The 21,767-nt window shown below is 73.1% G+C and carries 20 protein-coding genes; 3 read left to right on the top strand and 17 right to left on the bottom strand.

Annotated elements, in window-relative coordinates; translation table 11 throughout:
- Positions 1-19 precede the first annotated feature (19 nt).
- From DOO78_RS20860 to DOO78_RS20815, 10 genes are all read right to left on the bottom strand, one after another.
- Positions 20-1,003 carry a Bug family tripartite tricarboxylate transporter substrate binding protein gene (locus DOO78_RS20860; protein ID WP_111471812.1) on the bottom strand — a complete coding sequence of 328 codons (984 nt, stop codon included), beginning with the start codon at positions 1,001-1,003 and terminating at the stop codon, positions 20-22.
- A complete protein-coding gene (locus DOO78_RS20855) occupies positions 1,000-1,998 on the bottom strand; it encodes an isopenicillin N synthase family dioxygenase (RefSeq protein WP_111471811.1) in 999 nt (332 codons plus the stop codon). The genes DOO78_RS20860 and DOO78_RS20855 overlap by 4 nt, the downstream gene beginning before the upstream one ends.
- 3 nt (positions 1,999-2,001) lie before the next feature.
- Positions 2,002-2,946 (bottom strand): ABC transporter substrate-binding protein, encoded by a 945-nt coding sequence (locus DOO78_RS20850; protein WP_111471810.1) that lies wholly within the window; start codon positions 2,944-2,946, stop codon positions 2,002-2,004.
- Positions 2,947-2,949: 3 nt separating this feature from the next.
- Positions 2,950-3,900: an ABC transporter substrate-binding protein gene (locus DOO78_RS20845; RefSeq protein ID WP_165839009.1), complete on the bottom strand. Its 951-nt coding sequence runs from the start codon at positions 3,898-3,900 to the stop codon at positions 2,950-2,952.
- Between the two features lie 99 nt (positions 3,901-3,999).
- Positions 4,000-4,743: an ABC transporter ATP-binding protein gene (locus tag DOO78_RS20840; protein ID WP_111471808.1), complete on the bottom strand. Its 744-nt coding sequence runs from the start codon at positions 4,741-4,743 to the stop codon at positions 4,000-4,002.
- A 3-nt stretch (positions 4,744-4,746) separates the two neighbouring features.
- Complete coding sequence (locus tag DOO78_RS20835; RefSeq protein ID WP_111471807.1) at positions 4,747-5,580, bottom strand: ABC transporter permease subunit; 834 nt, start codon at positions 5,578-5,580, stop codon at positions 4,747-4,749.
- A 660-nt stretch (positions 5,581-6,240) separates the two neighbouring features.
- A complete protein-coding gene (locus DOO78_RS20830; protein WP_111471806.1) occupies positions 6,241-7,092 on the bottom strand; it encodes an MBL fold metallo-hydrolase in 852 nt (283 codons plus the stop codon).
- 13 nt (positions 7,093-7,105) lie between these two features.
- Positions 7,106-8,029, bottom strand: a complete 924-nt coding sequence (locus DOO78_RS20825) for a hypothetical protein (protein WP_111471805.1) — start codon at positions 8,027-8,029, stop codon at positions 7,106-7,108.
- A gap of 126 nt (positions 8,030-8,155) precedes the next feature.
- On the bottom strand, positions 8,156-10,057 hold the full coding sequence (locus DOO78_RS20820; protein WP_207802994.1) for a flavin-containing monooxygenase: 1,902 nt from the start codon (positions 10,055-10,057) through the stop codon (positions 8,156-8,158).
- 146 nt (positions 10,058-10,203) lie between these two features.
- Complete coding sequence (locus tag DOO78_RS20815; RefSeq protein WP_165839008.1) at positions 10,204-11,136, bottom strand: AraC-like ligand-binding domain-containing protein; 933 nt, start codon at positions 11,134-11,136, stop codon at positions 10,204-10,206.
- Between the two features lie 135 nt (positions 11,137-11,271).
- Here DOO78_RS20815 and DOO78_RS20810 point away from each other — a divergent pair, with 135 nt between their 5' ends.
- Both DOO78_RS20810 and DOO78_RS20805 read left to right on the top strand, forming a co-directional pair.
- Positions 11,272-12,024 carry an alpha/beta fold hydrolase gene (locus DOO78_RS20810; protein WP_165839007.1) on the top strand — a complete coding sequence of 251 codons (753 nt, stop codon included), beginning with the start codon at positions 11,272-11,274 and terminating at the stop codon, positions 12,022-12,024.
- Positions 12,025-12,084: 60 nt separating this feature from the next.
- Positions 12,085-12,798, top strand: a complete 714-nt coding sequence (locus tag DOO78_RS20805) for a nitroreductase (RefSeq protein WP_207802993.1) — start codon at positions 12,085-12,087, stop codon at positions 12,796-12,798.
- A 64-nt stretch (positions 12,799-12,862) separates the two neighbouring features.
- On the opposite strand, the gene DOO78_RS20800 is transcribed toward DOO78_RS20805, so the two are convergent.
- From DOO78_RS20800 to DOO78_RS20770, 7 genes are all read right to left on the bottom strand, one after another.
- Positions 12,863-14,041: a CaiB/BaiF CoA transferase family protein gene (locus DOO78_RS20800; RefSeq protein WP_111471801.1), complete on the bottom strand. Its 1,179-nt coding sequence runs from the start codon at positions 14,039-14,041 to the stop codon at positions 12,863-12,865.
- The gene (locus tag DOO78_RS20795) at positions 14,038-14,472 is read right to left on the bottom strand and encodes a Zn-ribbon domain-containing OB-fold protein (protein ID WP_111471800.1); all 435 of its coding nucleotides are present in this window, start codon (positions 14,470-14,472) and stop codon (positions 14,038-14,040) included. The genes DOO78_RS20800 and DOO78_RS20795 overlap by 4 nt, the downstream gene beginning before the upstream one ends.
- Entirely contained in the window at positions 14,469-15,653 is a 1,185-nt protein-coding gene (locus DOO78_RS20790) for a thiolase family protein (RefSeq protein ID WP_207802992.1), read from the bottom strand. Before DOO78_RS20790 ends, DOO78_RS20795 begins: the two co-directional genes overlap by 4 nt.
- A complete protein-coding gene (locus DOO78_RS20785) occupies positions 15,650-17,167 on the bottom strand; it encodes an AMP-binding protein (protein ID WP_207802991.1) in 1,518 nt (505 codons plus the stop codon). Before DOO78_RS20785 ends, DOO78_RS20790 begins: the two co-directional genes overlap by 4 nt.
- A 15-nt stretch (positions 17,168-17,182) precedes the next feature.
- On the bottom strand, positions 17,183-18,154 hold the full coding sequence (locus DOO78_RS20780) for a Bug family tripartite tricarboxylate transporter substrate binding protein (protein WP_111471798.1): 972 nt from the start codon (positions 18,152-18,154) through the stop codon (positions 17,183-17,185).
- Between the two features lie 10 nt (positions 18,155-18,164).
- On the bottom strand, positions 18,165-18,929 hold the full coding sequence (locus tag DOO78_RS20775) for an enoyl-CoA hydratase-related protein (protein WP_111471797.1): 765 nt from the start codon (positions 18,927-18,929) through the stop codon (positions 18,165-18,167).
- A gap of 381 nt (positions 18,930-19,310) precedes the next feature.
- Entirely contained in the window at positions 19,311-20,333 is a 1,023-nt protein-coding gene (locus DOO78_RS20770) for a Bug family tripartite tricarboxylate transporter substrate binding protein (RefSeq protein ID WP_128080105.1), read from the bottom strand.
- Positions 20,334-20,497: 164 nt separating this feature from the next.
- Between DOO78_RS20770 and DOO78_RS20765 the strand changes: the two genes are divergently transcribed.
- The gene (locus tag DOO78_RS20765) at positions 20,498-21,688 is read left to right on the top strand and encodes an FAD-dependent monooxygenase (RefSeq protein ID WP_165839006.1); all 1,191 of its coding nucleotides are present in this window, start codon (positions 20,498-20,500) and stop codon (positions 21,686-21,688) included.
- Positions 21,689-21,767 lie beyond the last annotated feature (79 nt).

Genomic DNA, 21,767 nt, shown 5'->3' with positions numbered 1-21,767 from the left:
CGGTTGCGTGCGGGCCGGCTCAGCTGCCGTCCGCGATGAGGCCGCGGGCGAAGCGGCGGCGGCTGTCCAGGTCCTGGGCGATGCGGCGGCGGGCGGCCTCGCCGGTCTGCTCGATGGCGCGGTTGCCGTTGCCCCCGGTAACCGCCCGCATCGCCTCGGTGCGGAGCGCGGTGCCGAGGCTCGCCTGCAACCGCTCCACCACCGGCCCGGGCGTCGCGGCTGGCGCGAATAGGCCGTTCCAGACCGTGAAGTCGGGCTCCGTCAGCCCCAGCTCGAAGGTGGTCGGGGTGTCGGGGAGCTCCGGCAGGCGGCTGCGGCCGATGACGAGGAGGGGCCGCAGCCGCCCGTCCTGGTAGTGCGGCGCGGCGGTGGCGAAGTCGGCCGTGCCGATCTGCACATGGCCGGCCACCAGATCGGTGACCTGCGGCGCGGTGCCGCGATAGGGCACCTTGGTGAGGTCCAGCCGGTAATGCCGCGCCAGCTGCTCCACCGATTGCTCGGAGACCGAGCCGCTGCCGGTGGTGCCGAAGGCGAGCCGCGGCCGGGCGGCGTCGCGCGCCCGCTCCAGCAGCGCGTCGAAATCCCGCAGACCGAGCGAGGGATGCGCCCAGAGCACGCTGTAGGATTCGACGAAGAGCCCGACCGGGACGAAATCCTGCAATGGGTCGAACTGCACCGTATCGGCCAGGGCGACGACGCTGCCGACATAGGCGGTGGTGTTCGCCACCAGCAGCGTGTGGCCATCCGCCGGGCCGCGCGCGACATGCTGGATGCCGACGGTGCCGGAGGCGCCGGCGCGGTTGTCGATCACCACCGGCTGGCCGAGCAGCGGCGCCAGCTCGCGGGCCAGCGCCCGGGCGAAGCTGTCGGTCGGCCCGCCGGCGGGCCAGGGCACGACGAGGCGCACCGGCCGGTCCGGCCAGTTGCCCTGCGCCAGCGTGGGCAGGGGCAGGGGCAGCAGGCTGGCGGCCAGGGCGCCGAGGATGGGGCGGCGGCGCATCATCGGGCCGTCTCCGCCAGCAGATCGGTGTAATGCCGCTCGGCCACGTCCGGATGCGAGCGCAGCCGCCCCTTCAGGATGTTCTCGCCGACGGAGCGCAGCAGGGGATTGGCGGGATCGGCCTCCGGCCCCTCGGCCTCGCGCGCCAGATGCGGCGGCAGGGCGAGCACCGGCACCGTCGCCTCCAGCCTGGCGCCGAGGAAGAAGGCGACCGAGAGGCGGTCGGCGCCGCGCGGGCTGAGCACGCGGTGCACCGTGGCCCGCAGATAGCCGTCGGAGGCGAGCTCCAGCAACTCGCCGATATTGACCACGAAGGTGCCGGGGATCGGCGGCGCGTCTACCCAGCCGTCGCGGGTCTCGACCTGCAGCCCGCCCACCGCGTCCTGCAGGACGAAGCTGAGCAGCCCGCTATCCTTGTGCGGGCCGACGCCCTGCTCCTCCGCATCCCGGGCGAGGGCGGGGTAGCGGATGATCTTCAGGTTCTGTCCCGGCGCATCGCCATGCAGCGGCTCGAACGCATCGGCCGGCTGCTCCAGGGCCTCGGCGAAGGCGCGCAGCAGGCCGAGGCCGAGATCCGTCAACGCCGTCTGCCAGGCGAGCAGGGCGGGGCGCAGCGATGGCTGGGCCGCGGGCCAGAGATTGGGGCCCTGCAGCCTCGTCCAGGCCGGCGCGCCCGGCCGCGGCGGCAGCGGCGGCCGCTCGGCATGGACGTCGAACTGCTCGCGCCAGTCCGGCCGGCCGCGGGTCAGCTCGGCGCCGGCCCGGTTGTAGCCGCGGAAATGCGGCGAGTGGACCATCTGCACCGCGAGCTTCTCCGCCTCGGGCAGGGCGAAGAAGCGATGCGCCTCGCGCACCACATTGGCCTCCAGCGCCGGATCGACGCCATGGCCAGTCAGGTAGAAGAAGCCGGGATCGCGCGCCGCGGCCCGCAGCGCCGCCAGGAAGGCCGCGCGGTCGGTGGTGAGGCGGCGGAGGTCGAGACGGGGCAGGCTGGCCATGGCTCAGCCCCTCGCCGCCGGCGCGAAGCCGAGATCGAGCGCGCCGCGCACCGCGACGCGCTCGCGCAGCAGGCCGAATTCCACGGCCTGGTCGGCCGCCGCCTGAAACTCCTGCACCACCGCCTCGTCGAGCGGCGCCGCGGCCGTTGCCTCGATCGCATAGGCGCGCTGCAACGCGGCCTCGGGGATGCGGGTCAGGGCGGCGTTGTAGCGCGCATAGTCCGGGATGTGCCCGCGCGCCCAGTCCCAGCCGGCGGCGAAGCGGCGCAGGAAATCGGCGAGCTGCGGCCGCTTGTCGCGGATCGCCTGTTCATGCGCCGAGACGAACATGATGGAGGGGGTCAGTCCCTTGCCGTCCACCAGCGTCCGGGCGCCGAATTGCTGGATCTCGACGGAGATGTAGGGCTCCCAGATCGCCCAGGCATCGACCGCGCCGGAGCGGAAGGCGAGCAGCGCATCCGTCGGGGGCAGGAAGTTGATCGTCACCGCCTCCGGCGCGATGCCTTCCCGCTTGAGCGCGGCGCGGATGAGGTAGTGGCCCCAGCCGCCGCGGTTGCCGGCGATGCGGCGGCCGCGCAGATCGGCGAGGCTGCGGATCCGGTCGTCGCGCACCAGGATGCCCTGGCCGGCGGGCGAGGGGCGCGCCACGCCGATGCCGCGCAGCGGCGCGCCGGAGGCGAAGACCGTCAGGAAGGCGAGGTCGCCCTGGTAGCCGAGATCGAGCGCGCCGGCGTTCAGCGCCTCGAGCAGTGGGGCGGCGGCCGGGAACTCGCTCCATTCGATGCGGTAGGGCAGGTCGCGTCCGGCGCCGGAGGCCTCGATCAGCGAGCGCAGCCCGCCCTTCTGGTTGCCGATCCGGAGCACCGGGGTCGATTGCGCCAGCGCCGGGGCGGCGAGGAGGCCGAGCGCGGCCGTGCCGAGGAGGCGGCGGGTGAGGATGGGGCGCATCGGTCAGGCCTTGAGGCTGCGGGTGAAGCTCTGGTCCACGGCCTCGGCGACCTTGACCTGGCCCGGGATGACGCCCCAGGCATGGGCCTGGTCGACGGCCTGCTGGAATTCGCGGATCAGCGCATCGTCGATCGGCACGGCGCGCGTGCGGTTGACCTCATAGGCGCGCAGCAGGACCGGCTCCGGCTGGCGGATGATCTGCGCCGTGGCGCGGGCATGGGCGGCGCGGTTCGCCTGCGCCCAGCCCCAGGCGCGGGCATCGCGCTGGACGAAATCCTGCAACTGCTCCCGCCGCTCGGCGAGGGCGCGGTTGTTCACCGCGAGGAGGCTCGCCGAAGGCGTCAGGCCCCGCGCATCGGCGAGCACCCGGGCACCGAAATTCAGCACCTCCAGCGAGGTATAGGGCTCCCAGATCGACCAGGCATCGACCTCGCCGGTGCGGAAGGCCAGCGCCGCCTCGGCGGGCAGCAGCCAGGCGAAGCGGACATCCGAGAAGGGGATGCCGGCCCGGTGCAGGATCGCCAGCAGGGAGTAGTGGGTCCAGCCGCCGCGCGCGGCCGCGACCCGCTTGCCGCGCAGGTCGGCGACCTCCCGGATGGGGCCGTCGCCGCGCACGATGATCGCCTGCGAGGCGCCGTCGGAGCGCGAGGCCGAGAACGCCTTGATCGGCGCGCCCGAGGAATAGACGCTGAAGAAGTTCAGGTCGCCCATCGTCCCGAGATCGACGGCATTGGCGTTCAGCGCCTCGAGCAGCGGCTGGGCCGCCGGAAACTCGCTCCAGTCGATGCGGTAGGGCAGGTCCTCGGCGACGCCGGAGACCTCCAGCAGCGAGCGGAGGCCGCCGCGCTGGTTGCCGACGCGGAGCACCTTCGGCGTGGACTGGGCCCGCAGCCCGGCGGGCGCGGCGAGCAGGGTGGAGGCGCCGAGCAGGGCCCGGCGTGTGGTGGCGGTCATGGCCTGGAGTCCAGTGCGGCAGGATGGCGTGGGCGGGCACGGCGAAGCGGGTCCGGCGCGCGGCGACATCGGGCCCGGGCCGGGTGGCGCGCCGGCATGTCAGGCCGCCCTGGCGGTGGCATCGTGGCCGTTCTCGTCCACGCCGAGCGTGGCGAGCAGCCGCACCCGCAGCGTGTCGAAGGCCGCCGCCGCGCGCCGGCGAGGCCGCGGCAGATCGACCGCCAGATCCTCCACCAGCCGGCCGGCGGCCAGGACGAGGACGCGATCGGCCAGCAGCAGCGCCTCCTCGACGTCATGGGTCACCAGCAGCACGGCGGGGCGGTGGCGCTGCCACAGCTCGCCGACCAGGGACTGCATGCGCAGCCGGGTCAGCGCGTCGAGCGCGGCGAAGGGCTCGTCGAGCAGCAGCAGCTCCGGCTCGCGCACCAGGGCGCGCGCCAAGCCGACGCGCTGCGCCTCGCCACCCGAGAGCGTCAGCGGCCAGGCGGTGGCGCGGTGCGACAATTCCACCTCCTGCAACGCGGCGAGCGCGCGTTGCCGGGTAACGGCCGCCTCGCCGGGCAGGCCGAGCGCCACGTTGCGCCAGACCGGCTTCCAGGGCAGCAGGCGTGGCTCCTGGAACACCACGGCGCGGCGCGCGGGAAGGCTGGCGGTGCCCTCCGTCACCGGGTCGAGCCCCGCCAGGGTGCGCAGCAGCGTCGTCTTGCCGGAGCCGCTGCGGCCGAGCAGCGCGACGAACTCGCCGGCGGGGATCGTCAGGTCGAGGCGGTCGAGGACCGGCGGCGCCGCGGGGCCATGGAAGCGCCGCGTGAAACGGCTGAGGCGCAGGACGGGATCCGGCATCGCTCAGCGCTCCCCCAGCACGGAGGGACGCCAGGCGAGCGCCTTCCGCTCGATCATGCGCACCAGCTGGTCGGCGCCGAGGCCGAGCAGCGCATAGATCGCCAGGCCGACCAGGATGATGTCGGTCCGCAGGAATTCCCGCGCATCCATCACCAGGTAGCCGATGCCCGCCGTGGCGTTGATCTGCTCGCCCACCACCAGGCTGAGCCAGGCGGTGCCGAGCGCGTAGCGCAGCCCGACCAGGGCCTGCGGCAGCGCCCCGGGCAGGATGATGTGCCGGATCACCCCGGCCCGGCTCAGCCCGAAGACGCGGCCGGCCTCCAGCAGCTTGGGATCGACGCCACGGATGCCGCCGAAGAGGGTCAGGTAGATCGGGAAGGCGGCGCCCAGCGCGACGAGCGCGATCTTCGTCGCCTCGCCGATGCCGAGCCAGAGAATGAGCAGCGGCACCAGCGCCAGGAAGGGCAGGGCCCGCAGCATCTGCAGCGTGGCGTCGACCAGATCCTCGCCGAGGCGCGACAGGCCGGCCAGGAGGCCGAGCGACACGCCCGCCACGAGGGCGATGGAAAGGCCGATCGCCACCCGCTGGAGCGAGACGGCCAGGTGATAGCCGAGTTCCCCCGAGGCGATGAGTTGCCAGGCCGCAGCGGCAATCGCCGAGGGCGGCGCGAGGAGCCGTGTCGAGACGAGGCCGCTCTGTGCGGCAAGCTGCCACAGCAGCAGAAGCAGCACCGGCACCACGAAGCGCCGCGCCGCACCGAGGTTGCGGGGGAGACCCAGCCGGCGCGGTGGCGTGCCCCGCGCGAGGGCGGGCACGGACAGGGATTGCCCGGACATACGGGGCTCCTTGGAAACTGGGCGCCGGATGGCGCGGCATGGGGAGATGGGCGTCACGGCTACGGGGCCGTGACCTGCCGGGTTCAGGTCGGGCAGGAAGGCCGGTTCAGCAGGCGGCCAGGAGGCCGACATCGGATGGCTGGCATGTGGCGCATCTGTTCCCCCTCCTCCGCTTGGCTGGTTGGACGGCTGATTGCCGCAGTATGATTCCACCTCCATGACCGTGGTTCAAGATGCAAAATCATCTTTGGAATCGTAAAATCACCAGCACCACGATTTAAATTCGCATTGTGCGGCCGCGACCGGGCAATGGCTCCCCGGCAGCGGGGGGCGGAGCAGACATGCGAAAAGCCCCGTGACCTCGGCGTGAGGCCACGGGGCTTTGGGGTTGCCCTCCGCTCGGGAGGACGGGCGAGGCTGTTCCGCCGCGGGGTCGGGAGCGGCTCGGTCCCGGCGCCGGTGCCCCGAGAACCGCCGCCCCCCCCGCCGCCTATGGGCGGATGTTGATGACCATGGCCGCGCTCAGGCCGGTCTCGCGTGGCGGATGATCCGCAGCCGGGTCGCCAGCCTTTCTGGACGCCCCAGCAACGGCACCCCTACGAGCGGTCCGAATTTCTACAAACCAGCTTCTCCCGCGACGCAAGCCGCGCCTCATTGGCATCACCCGGCTGCCGGGCGCCCGGCTGGCAGGGTGATACCATTGCTCAGCAGGGCCTCCTCCATCAACGCGGTGAGCGCCGCGACCTCGGTGACCACGTTGCCGTGCGCCGGGCAGATCATGGTCGTCGGATACCGCGCCAGCATGCGGCGGAACTCCGCGACCAGGGGATGGTTGTCGGCGAAGCGCGCCCAGTAGAGCGCGAGGTCGAGCACCATCCGCGTGTCCTCCAGCGTCGGCCGGAAGGGCATCTCGCGCGTCAGCAGCGCGCACTGGTCGGTCGCGTAGTGCGAGAAGCCGAAGGCGTCGGAGACGAAGAGCAGCCCGTCCCTGTCGTCATGCGCCCAGGCCGTCGCCGGCAGGTCGTGGACGAGGGCGGGGAGGACGCTGAGCGTGCGGTCGCCGAGCGACAGCGTCTCTCCCGTGTGCATCTGCCGGAAGCGGCCGGCGCGGGCGTGCCCGGGGTGGTACAGGTGCAGGTTGCGCACCTCGCCCACCGCCGTCGCCTTCGGGAAGGCGGTCAGCAGCGCGCCGAGGTTGCCGGCATGCGGGTATTCCTCGTGCGTCGGGAAGATGTAGGTCAGCTCGTCGCCGACGACGGAGCGGATGAAGGCCTCGATACGTGGCCCGTCCTTGGCGTGGCCGGTGTCGATCAGGACGGCGCCGGCGCTGCCGCGCAGCAGGTAGGCCGAGGCGTGGGTGTGGAACTCCCGGCCGTACATCCGCATGTGGAAGCAGCCGGTCAGCAGGTAGGCGCTGTCGGTGAACTGCCGGGTGGAGAAGCCGTGGTAGTCCATCCGGTTGGTCGCGGGCGCGGCATCGCCGGCGCGCCCCTCGGCAGCGGCATCGGACATGGCTGGTTCCTCCTCAGTGGCGGGATTCGAGCTGGCGGAGCGCCGCGAGCATCGCCGACTGCTTGGCGCGGACCGCGGCCGCGCCACGGATGACGAGGCCCCGGCTCGGCGCCAGCGTCTCGATGTCGTGGCGGGCGAAGATCGCCTCGACCTGCCCGATGATCGGGGCCAGCCGGCTGCGCGCGAGCCAGTCGAATTTCAGCGCGAAATTCTCCAGGCAGCGGGCCACCAGCACGTCGTGCGGCGCCACGTCGGCAAGGAGCCGTTGGTCGGGCGCCGCCGCCGTCTCGTCGGAGAAGCTGTCGGAGCAGAACAGGGTCCGGCTGAGCCGGTCGTAGTACCAGACGGTCGGCAGGACCCGCAGTGGCGCCTGGATGACCTCCAGTCCGCGGCGCTCCGAGACCGGTACCGTGTCTCCCGGCGCGACGCGGGCGCAGGTCACGCCGAAGTCCAGCATCTGCAATTCCGTGGCGGTGTCGAGGAAGCTGCCCTCGCGCAGCGCCGCCGTGTCGTCGGAGAAGAATTGCAGCGTGTTCAGCAGCCCCGGGGAATGGACGGTGCGCAGCCCGGTCAGGCGGACCAGCCCGGGGATGTTGGCGACGCAGTCCGGCTCGTTCCGCGTGACCGCCAGCCGCGTCGGCCCCTGCCCGGCGCGGGCGATTCCGTCGAGCTGCGCCGCGAGCGCGGGAAACACGGCGGGCACGCCCGCCTCCAGCAGCAGCAGGCTGCCGGCATCGGCCAGCAGGTAGCTGTTGAAGGGAAGGTGGCGGCCTGCCTCCGCCGCCGGGTACCACGAGATCCGCTCGTCGATGGCGACGCTGCCGCCGAGCAGGTGCAGCCCCTCGGCAATCGGGCCGGGCGTCGTCGCGGCGTCGGCGGGATTCCTGTCCCTGTGAGTGATCGAGCCGATCGGCCCCGCATCCGTATCCGCATGCATCACGCCGTTTCCCCTGCTTCCTGCCGGCATGGCCGGTTCCGGGCGGTCCTGCGCGCGCCGCCCTGGTGCTTCCTGTCCGCCCCCGTGTCGCCTCGGGCGGCGGGACCTTGGTGACGAGGGCATCCTCTAGCGGAGGAGGTACTCGCCCGGCTCGAAGCGGTCGGTGCGCTGCCAGTACTCGGCGATGGTGAAGGGGAAGTTCTGCGTCACCCGCCCCTCGCCGTTCTTGTACCAGCTGCTGACGCCGGACCAGCCCCAGGCGCGCCGGGCGTTCGTCGCGTCCACCCGCGCGTTGTAGGTCTCGTGGATGTCGCCGCGCACTTCCAGGGAGCGCGCATCGGCGTCGAGCAGGCAGCGGATCGCGCCGAGGATGTACTTCGCGGAAAGCTCCGAGAACAGGATGATGCTGCCGCCATGCACCACCAGGTTGGTGTTGGGCCCGTACATGACGAACATGTTCGGGAAGTTCGGCACGGTGAGTCCGAGATAGGCGCGCGGGTTCTCGCCCCAGTGCTCGTGCAGGTCCACGCCACCCCGGCCGGTGATCGTCATCGGCTGCAGGAAGCGCGCGGCCTGGAAGCCGGTGCCGTAGATCAGCGCGTCGAGCCGGTGGTGCTCCCCGTCCGTGGTGACGAGGCCGTCCGGCACGATCCGCTCGATCCGCGTGCGGACCACGCGCAGGTTGTCGCGCCGCAGCGCCCGGATCCAGGAACCGTTGTCGCGCAGGATGCGCTTGGCGCCGACCGGCGAGTCCGGGATCAGCGCGTCGCGCAGGTCCGGGCGGTCGGCGATCTGCGCCTCGATCCAGCCCTGCAGCGAGGCGCGCAGCGCATCGTTGCTCTCGGAGATGGCGCGCTCCGAGGCGGGGTAGGCCGGATCGTGGGTGATCCGGTCGAGCAGCCCGGGGCCCTGCATCATCAGCATGGAGGCGCGGTACCATTGCCGGTAGGCGGGCAGGTTGGCCATCAGCCACAGGGCGCTGTCGGGCAGCGCCTCGTGCAGCTCCGGCGTCGGCAGCAGCCAGGTTGTGGTGCGCGCGAAGACACGGACGCTGCCGGCCCGCTCGGCGACCTTCGGGATGAACTGGCAGGCGCTGGCGCCCGTGCCGATCACGCCGACATCCTTGCCGTCGAGCGCGGCGTCGTGGTCCCAGCGCGCGGAGTGGAAGGCGGGACCGGCGAAGTCGTCGCGGCCGGGGATGTCGGGCAGGGCGGGGCGGTTGAGCTGGCCGACGGCGAAGATCACCGCCTGGTGCGTGCGGACCGCCTCGCCGCCATCGTCGGCGAGGCGCAGCTCCCACGCCGACGCCGCCTCGTCCCAGCGCGCGGCCTGCACCGCGCAGCCGAAGCGCGTCCGTTCCTCCACCCCGTGTTGCCGTGCCACGTCTTGCAGGTAGGCCAGCACCTCGGGCTGCTGCCCGAAGTATTCCGGCCAGGCGGCGGGCGCGCTGGCGTAGCTGTAGACGTAGCTGTTGATGTCCACCCGGCAGCCCGGATAGCGGTTCTCCAGCCAGGTGCCGCCGAGCGCCGCGTTCTTCTCGTACAGCGTGTAGGGGATGCCGGCCTGGGCGAGCCGGATCGCGGCGATGATGCCGCTCTCGCCGCCGCCGACGATGCCGACGCTGAAGGGGCGGTCGGGCGCGATCCGCGCCTTGGACCAGCCGGGGCGGCGGGGATCCTGGCTGCCCAGCACCATCTCCTCGGCCAGCAGCGGCACGAAGGGCTCGATCTCCTTGCCCACGGCCCAGGCGGCGATGCGGTGCAGCACGTCGAAGGTCAGCGGCGGCACCGGCGCGCCGGCGGCGAGGAAGCCGCGCAGGCGCTCGGCGCAGTCGGCGAGGATGGCCTCCCGCTCGTCCGGCTCGACCTCGCAGCGCAGCTTGCCGAACACGACGCCCGGCCGCCGGCCGGGCGTGAGGAGCGCGTAGTCGCCCGTCAGATGCGCCGTGGTCATCAGCAGGACCGGCAGTTCCGCCCCGGCGCGGATGTGCTCCTCCAGCAGCGCCACGGTCTCGGCAGCGTCCGTCACCGTCATTCCCTCCCTGCGTCCTTCGCCCTGCCCTTGACGGCATGGCGGCATGATCGGACGCCAGGGCGGGCCGTGTCTTTGCGCTGGCGGCACCGGGGCTGCGCGGACAGGGCGCGCCGGGAAAGCCCCGCCCGCGACATGCCCGGTCAGGGCTGGCGCAGGGTCACGTCCCGCGGCGTGCGATCGAAGGCCGCCTTGAAGGCCCGGTTGAAGCTGGAGACGTTGCCGAAACCGGCGGCGTAGGCGAATTCGGTGATCAGCCCCGGGCGCCACACCTCCCGCTCCAGCCGCGCCCGGCACAGCTCCAGCCGCCGCCGCTGCACGCGCCCCATCACCGTCTCGCCGCGATCGGCGAAGAGCTGGCTGAGATGGCGCGTGCCGATACCGAGCGCCTGGGCGATGGAAGCCGGCGACAGCTCGGGATCGTCGGCATGCCAGTCGATGTGCAGGCAGGCGCGGTCGAAGCTGCGCTGGCTGCCCGAGCGGAACGGCCGGTCCTGCAGCAGCGTGGCCGCCGCCTCGGCCAGCAGGTCGGTCGCGACGGTGGCGACCAGCGTCCTGGACGGCACCGGCACCTCGCCCTCCGTCCGGATCGCGGAGCGCAGGAAGCCGGCGGCGAGCCGGCCGATGCCGGACCTGCCGTCGATCCGCCGCGCGAAGATCTCCGGCGTCGCCCGGAAGCGCCCGGCCAGCCGGGCCGTGTCGAGCCGCAGCCACAGCGTGTCGCTGCCGGCCGGCACCTCGATGCTGTATTCCCGCCGCGAGTCCACGAAGCCGAGATCGCCGGGTTCGAGGAGGCAGCTCGCGCCGTCCTGCCGCAGCAGCGTCGGGCGGCTCAGCGGCAGGCAGACGAAGCAATGGCCGTCCGCGCCGGCGGCGATGTGGTCCTGCCGCCGCCGCGCCTCGTACCGGTCGCCGCGGCTGCGCGCGCGGATGAAGCGCAGCGAATCCAGCTCCGTGACGTGGTAGCGCCCCTCGACCGCGGCGGCGCCGCGCATCTCCAGCGGCACGAAGATCGAGGACAGGATCTCCGAGGAAAGGCCCTTCAGGCAGTAGCGCCGGCCCCCTGGCTTGTGCATCTTCGTCTCCTCCCTGCTTCTCTTCCTTCTGCGCACAGACGCGGTGCCGTGCCGGCGCAGCCCGCCGGGCGCTCCCTGGCTAGTGTCCCGCGCGGCCCGTTCGATGGCCGGGCGATGCGAGGTGGAGCAAGCGGGATGGAAGCATACCGGTACGGCAACGGGCCTGTTCGCGCCGTGCTGATCCATGGCTGGTTCGGCGACGCGCACGACTTCGACGCGATGCTCGCCGCCATGGATCCCGACCTCTTCAGCCTCGCCTGCGTCGAGTTCCGCGGCTTCGGCGCGCGGCGGGGCGAGCCAGGCCCCTACGACGTCGCGACGATCGCGCGCGACGCGGTGGCGCTGGCCGATGAGCTCGGCTGGGAGCGGTTCGACGTGGTCGGCCATTCCATGGGCGGCAAGGCGGCGCTGCGGGTGGCGGTCGAGGCGCCGGGGCGCGTCGGGAAACTCTGCGGCATCGCCCCCGTCTGGGCCGGCCGCTCGCCCTTCGACGAGCAGCGGCTCGGCCTGTTCCGCAAGGCCCGGGACGTGGTGGGCATGCGCCAGGGCATCGTCGCCAACACGACGGGCGGACGCCTGCCGGCGATCTGGAGCCGGCGCGTCGCCGAGCACTCGATGCGCATCAGCGATCCGGACGCCTTCGCCGCCTACTTCGAATCCTGGGCGCTGGAGGATTTCGCGCGGGAGGCGGCCGCGGTCACGGCGGAGACGCTGGTGATCGTCGGCGCGCACGACCCCGGCATCACGGAGGCGGTGGCCCGCGCCACCTGGCTGGCGACGCTGCCGAATGCGCAGCTTGTCGTGATGCCGGACAGCGGCCACTACCCGGCGCAGGAATGCCCGCTGATCCTCGCGGCGCATGTCACGCGCTTCCTGGCGCCGGGCTGAACACCGCCGCGCGCCGGTGGAAATTCGAGAAAGAACCTTGGCGGAAACGGGAAGGACGCGATGATGGATGGTGAAGCGCCGCCCGGCGCGGCCTCGGGCCAGGGCGCCATCGAGGCGCTCGAGACGCTCCTGCGCACGCGCCATAGCTGCCGCGGCTACCGGCCCGATAGCGTTCCGCGCGCGGTGATCGAGCGCATCCTCGCGGTCGCGCAGCGCACGCCCTCCTGGTGCAACACGCAGCCCTGGCAGGCCTATGTGACGAGCGGCGCCGCGACGGAGGCATTGCGCGGGGCGGTGCTCCAGGCGGTGCGCGAGGGTGCGCCCGCGCCCGACATCCCGTTCCCGCAGGAGTATCTCGGCGTCTACCGGGACCGGCGCCGCGTCTCCGGCCTGCAGCTCTACGCCGCGACCGGCGTGGCGGCGGGCGACCGGGAGGCCTCCCGCCGGCAGGCGCTGGAGAATTTCCGCTTCTTCGGCGCGCCGCACATCGCGATCGTCACCACCGAGGCGGCGCTTGGCCCCTACGGCGCGGTCGATTGCGGCGCCTATGTCAACAGCTTCATGCTGGCGGCGCAGGCGCTGGGCGTGGCGAGCATCGCGCAGGCCTCGCTGGCGATGTACGCGCCCATCCTCCGCGCGCGGCTCGGCATCCCGGAAGGGCGGCAGGTGCTGTGCGGCATCTCCTTCGGCTACGAGGACCCGGCGCATCCCGCCAACGCCTTCCGCACCGACCGGGCACCGCTCGCGGAGGTCGTCGAGTGGCGCGACGCCTAGCGCGGGTCGCCCGCGGAGCCTGACGCCGCGTCGCGGCGCGACCATCGTCCGGGCCCACCCGCCGTCAGGGCCGGCCGCCGGTCGGTGCCGGCGGCGCGGCGGCCCAGGCGGCGAGGGCCGCCTCGCGCCCGATCGGCTGCCCTGGCGCGGCGGCGGGGATGCCCGAGGGCGTGCGACCGAAGCGCGGCGCCGGCGCCGGCTGCCGGCTCTCCCCGACCGTGACGAAGGCGCCGCGCGCGCGGTGATGTGGGTGCGCCTCCAGCTCGGAGAGCGGCAGCACCGGCGCGAAGCAGGCATCGACGTCGCCGAGCAGCGCCTCCCATTCGTCACGGCGGCGGCTCGCGAAGATCCGGGTGAAGGCCGCGTGCAGATCGGGCCAGGCGGCGCGGTCCCGCTGCGCCGCGCGCAGCGGTGCCGGCAGCTCCAACCGGTCGCAGAGGATGTCGAAGAAGGCGGGTTCCAGCGCGCCGATGCTCACATGGCCGCCATCGGCGGTCCGGTACACGGCGTAGAAGGGCGCGCCGCCGTCGAGGAGGTTGGTGCCGCGCGCCTCAGTGAAGCGGCCCGTGCGGGCCATGCCGAGGATGCCGCTCATCAGCGACAGCACGCCGTCCACCATGGCCGCGTCCACCGTCTGCCCGCGCCCCGAACGCTGCCGTTCGAGCAGCGCCGCCAGCACGCCGCAGACGAGGTAGAGGCTGCCGCCCGCATAGTCGCCCAGCAGGTTCAGCGGCGGCACCGGCGGCCCATCTGCGGAGCCGATCGCGTGCAGCGCGCCGGCCAGGGCGATGAAGTTGATGTCGTGGCCGGCGCGCGGCGCCAGCGGCCCGTCCTGCCCCCAGCCGGTGATGCGGCCGTAGATGAGACGCGGGTTGCGCCGCGCCAGCGCCTCGGGCCCGAGGCCGAGCCGCTCCATGACGCCGGGCCGGAAGCCCTCGACCAGCACATCCGCGCGGTCGCACAAGGCCAGCACGGCGGCCCGGTCCCCCTCCGACTTCAGGTCGAGCTGGATCACCCGGCGGCCCCGGCCGAGGATCGAGCCGGGACCGGGCAGGCGCTCGCCGGGCCGCAGGATGGTGAGGACGTCGGCGCCCATGTCCGCCAGCAGCATGCAGGCGAAGGGGCCGGGCCCGAGGCCGGCGAATTCCACCACGCGCAGCCCGGCGAGCGGCCCGCCCGGCGCGGTGCCGGCGGGGGCGTCCGCAGCCGCGTCCGGCAGGGCGCTCGCCGCCGGGGCGCTCATGCGCCGGTCGCCGCGACCGGCCGGAAGCGCAGCGGCGGCGTGCCCTCCGCCGCCTCGGGCGGCAGCCCGGCCTGGGCGCCGGTCGGCACCAGCGCCACCCGGCTGCCGATGGTGGGCGCCTCGGCCTCGACCACGCCGAACAGGCGCGGCCCGGCATCCAGGCGCACCAGGCCGACGCGATAGGGCGGCGGCAGCGGGAAGCCGGGCACCGGCGTCCGCACCAGCGTGTGCGCCAGCAGCGTGCCGGTGCGCGGCACGGCGCGCCATTCGAGCGCCCCGTCCGGCGAGACCAGGCTGAGCGGGCGCGGGTAGAACTGGCAGCGATCCGCGCCGGGGTCGCATTGCAGCCGCAGCTCGCCGGCGGCGAGATGCGCCCAGAAGGTCTTCGCCGCGTCGAGCCCTGCCTCGGGCAGGTCGATGCCGCCGCTCATGGGCTGTCCCCTTCGAGGATGAGCACGGCGCTGGTGCCCCAATTGCCAGCATAGGGCACCACGCCCAGGCCGGTGACCATCGCGTTGCGCGGCGCCGCCACCTGGCGCGGCCCGGCCTCGCCGAGGATCTGCCGCACCGCCTCCACCAGCCCGATGCCGCCGCCCGCCAGCCCGCACTGGCCGGCCGAAAGCTGGCCGCCGCCGGTGTTCACGGGCAGCCGCCCGGCCGGGGAAAGGTCGTTGGCGAGCACGAAGGCCCCCGCCTCGCCCCGGGCGCAGAAGCCGATTTCCTCCAGCTGCAGCAGCACGGCGATGGTGAAGTCGTCATAGGCCTGGAGCATGCGGATGTCGGAGGCGGCGAGGCCGGCATCGGCCAGTGCGCGCGGCCCGACGACGGCGAAGCCGGAGGCCAGCAGGTCGTCGCTCTCGCCGCGCGGATCGGGGTTGGTCAGCTCGCGATAGGCGACCGGATGCGCCACGCGGGCCAGGCCACGCCGGCGCGCCGCCGCCGTCGAGGTGACGATGACCGCGTTGGCGCCGTCGCAGCGCATCACGCAGTCGAGCAGCCGCAGCGGATCGGCGATCGGGCGGGAGCGCCGGTAGGCCTCCTCGGTCAGCGGCCGGGCCAGTTCGGCGCAGGCATTCGGGTTGCGAGTGGCATTCTCGCGGAGCTGCACGGCGAGCCGCGCCAGCGCCGCCTCCGGCCAGCCGTAACGATCGGCATAGACGCTGGCGAGCAGGCCGAAGCCGGTCACCGGGCCGCCCCAGCCGGCCGGGTCGGCGATCTCGGCGCGATGCCCGCCCTGCCGGCCGAGATAGCGGGTGGAGGGCGCATCGGCGAAGAGGCAGAGCACGGTCTCGCAGGCGCCGGCATGGATCGCCGCCGCGGCGCGCGCCACGCCCGCGATCGCCGAGGCGCCGCCGAGGTCGATCGCCTGCAGCCAAGCGGGCGACAGGCCGAGCGTCTCGACCAGCAGGTTGGTCCAGAACGGGTCGCCCGCCTCCGAGAGCGGCGTGGTGGCGAGGACGCCGTCGATCTCGGCCGGGCGGATGCCCGAGCGGCGCAGCGCGTCGCGCATCGCCGCCGCACCGAGTTCCAGCGCCGAGCGGCCGGAGGCCTTGGCGTTCGGCACCTCGCCATGGGCCACCACGGCGATGGTGCGGTCGGCGAGGAACCTCACGGGCGCCGCCCCTGCTCCGCCCAATAGGGCGCGGCGAGGTGCCGCTTGGCGATCTTGCCGTTGTCGTCGCGCGGCAGCCCTTCGGTGAAGTGGATGATCTTGGGGATCTTGTATTTCGCGAGCCGGTCGGTGAGGTGGCGGCGCATCGCCTCCAGGTCGGGATCGACCCCGACGCAAAGCTCGATATGGGCGGCCATGGCCTCGCCGAACTCGGCGTCCGGGATGCCGAACACCGCGCAGTCGCGCACCTCGGGCCGTTCGAGGATGATTCCCTCGATCTCGGCCGGGTACACGTTCACCCCGCCGGTGATGATCATGTCCTTCTTGCGGTCGCGCAGGAACAGGAAGCCTTCCTCGTCCAGGCAGCCGATATCGCCGGTGGCGATCAGCCCGTCGCGGTCCAGCTTCGCCCGCTCCTCCGGCCGGTGGCGGTAGGTGAATTCCGGGTAGAAGTCGTTGCGCACTGCGATATCGCCGGACTCGCCGGCCGGCAGCGTCGCCCCGTCCTCGCCCAGGATGCGAACGGAGCAGCCCGCCATCGGCCGCCCCACCGATCCCGGCTTGCGGAGATAATCCTCGCCGGCGAGCAGCGTCACCGGCCCGCTCTCGCTGGCGCCGTAGAACTCCCGCAGCACCGGCCCCCACCAGGCGACCATCGCCTCCTTCACCTCGCGGCTGCACGGCGCCGCCGAATGCGTCACCGCCTCGATGGAGGAGACGTCGCGGGCGGCGCGCTCGGCGGGGTCGAGGCGCAGAAGGCGGATGAACATCACCGGCACCATCAGCAGGTGCGTGATCCGCTCGCGTTCCACGAGTTCCAGCATCCGCCGCTCGTCGAAGCGCGTCTCGACGAAGAGCGCGCCGTCCCCGCCCATGGTGCGGATGGCGGTGAAGGCGTAGGACATCGACATGGAGTGGTAGAGCGGGCCGCAGATCAGCGCCCTCATGCCCGGGCGGAAGCCGTAGGTCAGGCGCTGCGATTCCGCCATCGCATCCGCCTGCGCCGGGGTCATCGCCGCGCGGTCGATCGCCTTCGGCGCGCTGGTCGTGCCGGAGGTGTAGATGAGGGCGCCGCGCTGCGGCACCGCCGCCCCGGCATGCGGCTCGCTGTCGGCGAGCAGCGAGTCCCAGGCGATCCAACCCTGGTCTGCCTGCTCTTCCGCGGCGGCGCCCGGCGGCCTGACCGCGACCACCGTCACGCCGCCGTCGGCGAGGTGGGAGCGCGCCAGATCCGTATGCGCCACGGCGCATCCGGCGCCGGAATCGCGCAGCATCACCGCGATCTCGTCCGGCTTGTTGTGCCAGTTCGCCGGCACCGGATAGGCGCCGAGCCGCGAGACGGCCTGCGCCGCCACCAGGAAGGCGATGTCGTTGCGCATCAGCAGCAGCACCGCGCTGCCCTCGCACACCCCGAGGCGCGCGAGGCCGGTCATGGCCCTGGCGACCTGGTTCTCGAATTCGGGGCGCGTGGTCTCGATCCCGGCGACGACGATGCGGCCCATGGTTCGTGGCATCTTCCTGCTCCCCGACTACTGCACGCTGACGCCGGTGCGCCGTATCAGATCCGTCCACTGCTCCGCTTCCAGGCGGAGCGCGGCACGCCGGTCCGGCATGGGTGGCGGACGTTCCACGCCGAGGGCGGCGAGGCGCGCGGCGATCGTCGGCTCGCCCATCACCGTCCCCAGCTCGGTCGCGAGGCGGTCGGCGATCCCGGCCGGCACGGCCGACCGCGCCAGGATGCTGTGCATGCCGCGCAGCTCGAAGCCGCGGAAGCCGCTCTCGGCGAAGGTCGGCACATCAGGCAGATGCGTGAACCGCGTCGAGCCGGTCACCGCGAGGGGGCGCAGGCTGCCGGACTGCACCAGCGGGATCGCCTGGGTCGCCTCGATGAAGGAGCAGTCGGTCTGCCCGCCCAGCAGCGACGAGACGGCGGGCGAGCCGCCGCTGAACGGCACGTTGATCATGGCGATGCCGGCGGCTTGGTTCAGGTACTCGCCGTAGATGTGGCCCGTCGTCGCCACGCCGAAGGAGGCGTGGCTGAGGCTGCGCTGCCGTGCCAGGGCAATGAATGCGGCCAGCGTGCGCGGCCCGTCCGGCCGCACCATGAGGACGAGCGGCGAGACGGCGGCCTGGATGATGCACTGGAAGTCCGCCACCGGATCGTAGGAGAGGCGCAGCTTCAGCCCGATCGCCTGGACATGGGTGGAGGCGGTGAAGAGCAGCGTGTGCCCGTCGGCCGGTTCGCGCAGCACCAGCGCGGCGGCGATGGAGCCGGCCGCGCCGGGCCGGTTGTCCACGATCACCGGCACGCCCCAGCGCTCCGACAGCGCCGGCGCGATCGAGCGGGCGATGGCGTCGGACGGACCGCCGGGAGGAAAGGCGACGATGATCTGCACCGGCCGCGTCGGGAAGGCCTCGGCCCGCGCCGGCCGGAACGGCAGCGCGGCGGGCAGCAGGCCGGCGAGGGCGGATCGCAGGAAGGCGCGTTTGCGCAGCAGCATGGCCGCCTCCTCAGTGCCCGGTGAAGTCCGCTTGCCGCTTCTCGATGAAGGCCGCGATCCCTTCGCGCACGTCCTCGGTGGCGAAGGCGAGCTGGTGCGCCCGCGTCTCCAGCCGCAGCGCGGCGTCGAGCGCCATGTCGGCACCGCTGTTCACCGCCTCCTTGATGAGCTTCGCGGTGAGCGGCGCCATCGCCGCGATCTGGGTTGCGAGCTCGATCGCCCGGGCATCGCAATTGCCCTCGACCACCTCGCAGACCAAGCCCATGCGCAGCGCGTCCCGCGCGCTCACCATGGCGCCGGTCAGCACCATGTACAGGGCGTTGTGCTTGCCGACGACGCGCGGCAGGCGCTGCGTGCCGCCGGCGCCGGGCACCAGGCCGAGCTTGATCTCCGGCTGGCCGAAGCGCGCGCGGTCGTTCGCAAGGACGATGTCGCATTGCAGCGCGTACTCGCAGCCGCCGCCGAGCGCGAAGCCGTTCACCGCGGCGATGATCGGCTTGGAGAAGGCGGCGATGCCGCGCGTCGTGCTCATCTTCATCACGTCCACGGCCGACATGCCGGCGCGTTCCTTGATGTCGGCGCCGGCGGCGAAGGACTTCTCGCTGCCGGCGAGCACGACGCAGCGCACCTCCGGATCGGCATCGAGCCGCGGCAAGGTCGTGTTGATCGCCTCCCGCACCTCGGCGTTGAGCGCGTTCAGCGCCTCCGGCCGGTTGATCCGGAGCAGCACGACATGCGGTGCGGGATGCTCGATGAGGAGGACGTTGGCGCTCATGCGGCTTCTTCTTTCGCTGGGGGATGCGGCATCGGGCGGGCCGCGCGCGACCGCCCCGGGGAGGGCCGGCGCGGCGTGGGCGGGAGGAGACGGCGGCCCCTAAGGGTGGATCTGGGGCCGCGTGAGGGCGGCGTGGCGGCCGGGCGAGGGGCGCGGCCGCCATGGCCGTCGACCACTTCGGCCTGCCTGGGGGTGGACGGCGCCGGGCCGGGCGGCACGGCGCAGGGTCCAGCCTGCGGTCATGATCGGGGCCCTCGCTTTCCTGGTCGGTTTCCTTGGGCCGTATTGGGCATATCCGAATCACGTTCGTCAATCACGAAATTCGTTTATCGCGAAATCGCTTCGCTGATGGCTCGCCGATCCGCCCGCCGGCGATCCGCTCTATTCGACGGCGATCCGCGCCTCGGCGATGACGCCGCGGTAGATCCCGGACTCCCGGCCGATGCGGGCCGCCATCGCCGCCGGGTTGCCGCCCACGCCGCGTATGCCGCTGCGTTCCAGCAGCGCCCGCACCGCCGGCAGGCGCAGCGCCTCGTTGGTGGCCGCGTTCAGGCGCTCGACGATGGCGGCGGGCGTGCCGGCCGGCGCGGCGAGGCCGGTCCAGGAGGTCAGGGTCAGCGCCGCCAGCTCCAGCTCGCCGGCGGTCGGCACCTGCGGCAGCAGCGGCGTGCGCTCCTGCCCGGTGCCCATCAGCGCCACGACCCGGCCGCCCTCCACATGCGGGGCGACATTGGCCACGGCCTCGAAGAACAGATCCACCTGCCCGCCGATCAGGTCGTTCATCGCCGGCGCGCCGCCACGATAGGGAACGTGCGTCAGCCGCGTGCCGGTGCTGCGGGCGAGGAGCTCACCCAGCAGGTGCGGCAGGCTGCCGTTCCCGGCCGAGGCATAGGTGACCTCGCCCGGTGTCCGGCGCGCCGCCGCCACCACCTCCGCCACGGAGCGGAAGCCGGTGCCGGGGCTGGCCGTCAGGATCATCGGGCCCTCCGACACCACGGCCACCGGCGCGAAGGAGGCGGCCGGGTCGTAGCCGGCCTCGCGATAGACGAAAGGCGCGATGACGAAGCTGCTGGTGGTGCCGAAGAGCAGCGTGTGGCCGTCGGCCGCAGCCCGGGCGACGAACTGCGCGCCGATCGTGCCGCCGGCGCCGCTGCGGTTCTCCAGCACGAAGGGCTGCCCGAGGCTGCGCTGGAGGTGCAGCGCGACGGCACGCCCGATCGGGTCCGACTGCCCGCCCGCCGCGAAGGGGCTGATGATCGTCACCGGCCGTTGCGGCCAGTCCGCCGCCTGGGGCGTCGCTGGGGCCGCCGTCTGGGCTGCCGCCGGGGTTGCGCCCCCGCTGCCGCGCGCCGCGGCCAGCCCCGCCGCCAGGAAGCCGCCCATGCCGCGCCTGCCGATCCGCACCATCGTTCCTCCCGCTTGCCGCCATGGCCGCATCGGCCAGGGGGCACACCATGCGGTCCGCGCCTTGAATTCTCAATTGACGAATATGTTTATCTAATATTGAATATGCTGGATCGGCAGACAGGGCCGGCGACAGCGGGGAGGCGATGGTGGGAGCAAGGCCGGTGAAGGTTCTCATTGCGGGCGGCGGCCTGGGCGGCCTGACGGCGGCGCTCGCCCTGCTGCAGCGCGGTCTCGACGTCGCGGTGTACGAACAGGCGCCGGAATTGCGCGAGGTCGGCGCCGGGGTGCAGATCAGTGCCAACGGCTCGCGCGTGCTGCACGCCCTCGGCATCGGCGAGGCGGTGGAGCGGGAGGCCTGCGAGGCGAGCGGCAAGGAGATCCGCCTCTGGAGCACCGGCCGCACCTGGAAGCTCTTCGACCTCGGCGCGGAATCCGTCGCCCGCTACGGCTTCCCCTACTACACGGTGTACCGTCCGGACCTGCATGGCGTCCTCGCCGAGGCGGTGCGGCGCGCCAAGCCGGATGCCATCCGCCTCGGCGCCAGGGCGACGGGCCTCAGCCAGACCGCAGGCGGCGCGGCGCTACACCTCGCCGATGGCAGCGTGGCCGAAGGCGACGTGCTGATCGGGGCGGACGGCATCCACTCGGCCATCCGCCACGGGCTGTTCGGGGAGGACAAGGCGCAATTCTCCGGCATGCTGGCCTGGCGCGGGGTGATCCCGATGGCGGCGCTGCCCGCGCATATGCGCCGCACCGTGGCGATCAACTGGGTCGGGCCCGGGCGGCATGTCGTGCAGTATCCGCTGCACCGGGGCGAGCTGATGAACTTCGTCGGCATCGTCGAGCGCGACGACTGGCAGGTGGAATCCTGGACGCAGCGCGGCACCACCGAGGAGCTGGCGAACGACTTCCGCGACTGGCACGCCGACGTGCAGGCGATGATCCAGGCCATTGAGGTGCCCTACAAATGGGCCCTGATGCTGCGGCCGCCGCTGGAACGCTGGACGGAAGGGCGCGTCACGCTGCTCGGCGATGCCTGCCACCCCACCCTGCCGATGATGGCGCAGGGGGCGGTGCAGGCGATCGAGGACGGCTACGTGCTCGCGCGCGCGCTGGCGGGCGCGGCGGACGACGACCTGCCCGCCGCGCTGCGGCGCTACGAGGCGGCCCGGCGCGAGCGCACGAACCGGATGGTGCTGGCCGCGGCGGAGAATGCGCGGCGCTTCCACAACCCGGCGCTGGCGGAGCTGGAGGGCGCGCAGGCCTATGTCGACCGCGAATGGGCCGAGGAGCGGGTCCGCGATCGCTACGACTGGCTGTTCCGCTACAAGGTGGACGAGGTCGCCGTCTGAGCCATGGCCGGCAGGGGCGGCCGCATGGCGATGGCGTCGCCACCCTGCCGACCCGGGCACCGACGGCCGGCCGGGAAGG

The sequence above is a fragment of the Roseicella frigidaeris genome (genome assembly GCF_003258945.1).
Classification (GTDB): domain Bacteria; phylum Pseudomonadota; class Alphaproteobacteria; order Acetobacterales; family Acetobacteraceae; genus Paracraurococcus; species Paracraurococcus frigidaeris.
This window is presented reverse-complemented; position numbering and strand designations above follow the sequence as displayed.

Bases quoted from the DNA above. Each gene is read 5' to 3' on its own strand.
- DOO78_RS20840 (WP_111471808.1), bottom strand. From the start codon at position 4,743: ATGCCGGATCCCGTCCTGCGCCTCAGCCGTTTCACGCGGCGCTTCCAT.
- DOO78_RS20785 (WP_207802991.1), bottom strand. From the start codon at position 17,167: ATGCCACGAACCATGGGCCGCATCGTCGTCGCCGGGATCGAGACCACG.
- DOO78_RS20815 (WP_165839008.1), bottom strand. From the start codon at position 11,136: ATGCACAAGCCAGGGGGCCGGCGCTACTGCCTGAAGGGCCTTTCCTCG.
- DOO78_RS20825 (WP_111471805.1), bottom strand. From the start codon at position 8,029: ATGCATGCGGATACGGATGCGGGGCCGATCGGCTCGATCACTCACAGG.
- DOO78_RS20800 (WP_111471801.1), bottom strand. From the start codon at position 14,041: ATGAGCGCCCCGGCGGCGAGCGCCCTGCCGGACGCGGCTGCGGACGCC.
- DOO78_RS20810 (WP_165839007.1), top strand. From the start codon at position 11,272: ATGGAAGCATACCGGTACGGCAACGGGCCTGTTCGCGCCGTGCTGATC.
- DOO78_RS20780 (WP_111471798.1), bottom strand. From the start codon at position 18,154: ATGCTGCTGCGCAAACGCGCCTTCCTGCGATCCGCCCTCGCCGGCCTG.
- DOO78_RS20795 (WP_111471800.1), bottom strand. From the start codon at position 14,472: ATGAGCGGCGGCATCGACCTGCCCGAGGCAGGGCTCGACGCGGCGAAG.
- DOO78_RS20860 (WP_111471812.1), bottom strand. From the start codon at position 1,003: ATGATGCGCCGCCGCCCCATCCTCGGCGCCCTGGCCGCCAGCCTGCTG.
- DOO78_RS20855 (WP_111471811.1), bottom strand. From the start codon at position 1,998: ATGGCCAGCCTGCCCCGTCTCGACCTCCGCCGCCTCACCACCGACCGC.
- DOO78_RS20835 (WP_111471807.1), bottom strand. From the start codon at position 5,580: ATGTCCGGGCAATCCCTGTCCGTGCCCGCCCTCGCGCGGGGCACGCCA.
- DOO78_RS20775 (WP_111471797.1), bottom strand. From the start codon at position 18,929: ATGAGCGCCAACGTCCTCCTCATCGAGCATCCCGCACCGCATGTCGTG.
- DOO78_RS20850 (WP_111471810.1), bottom strand. From the start codon at position 2,946: ATGCGCCCCATCCTCACCCGCCGCCTCCTCGGCACGGCCGCGCTCGGC.
- DOO78_RS20805 (WP_207802993.1), top strand. From the start codon at position 12,085: ATGATGGATGGTGAAGCGCCGCCCGGCGCGGCCTCGGGCCAGGGCGCC.
- DOO78_RS20830 (WP_111471806.1), bottom strand. From the start codon at position 7,092: ATGTCCGATGCCGCTGCCGAGGGGCGCGCCGGCGATGCCGCGCCCGCG.
- DOO78_RS20845 (WP_165839009.1), bottom strand. From the start codon at position 3,900: ATGACCGCCACCACACGCCGGGCCCTGCTCGGCGCCTCCACCCTGCTC.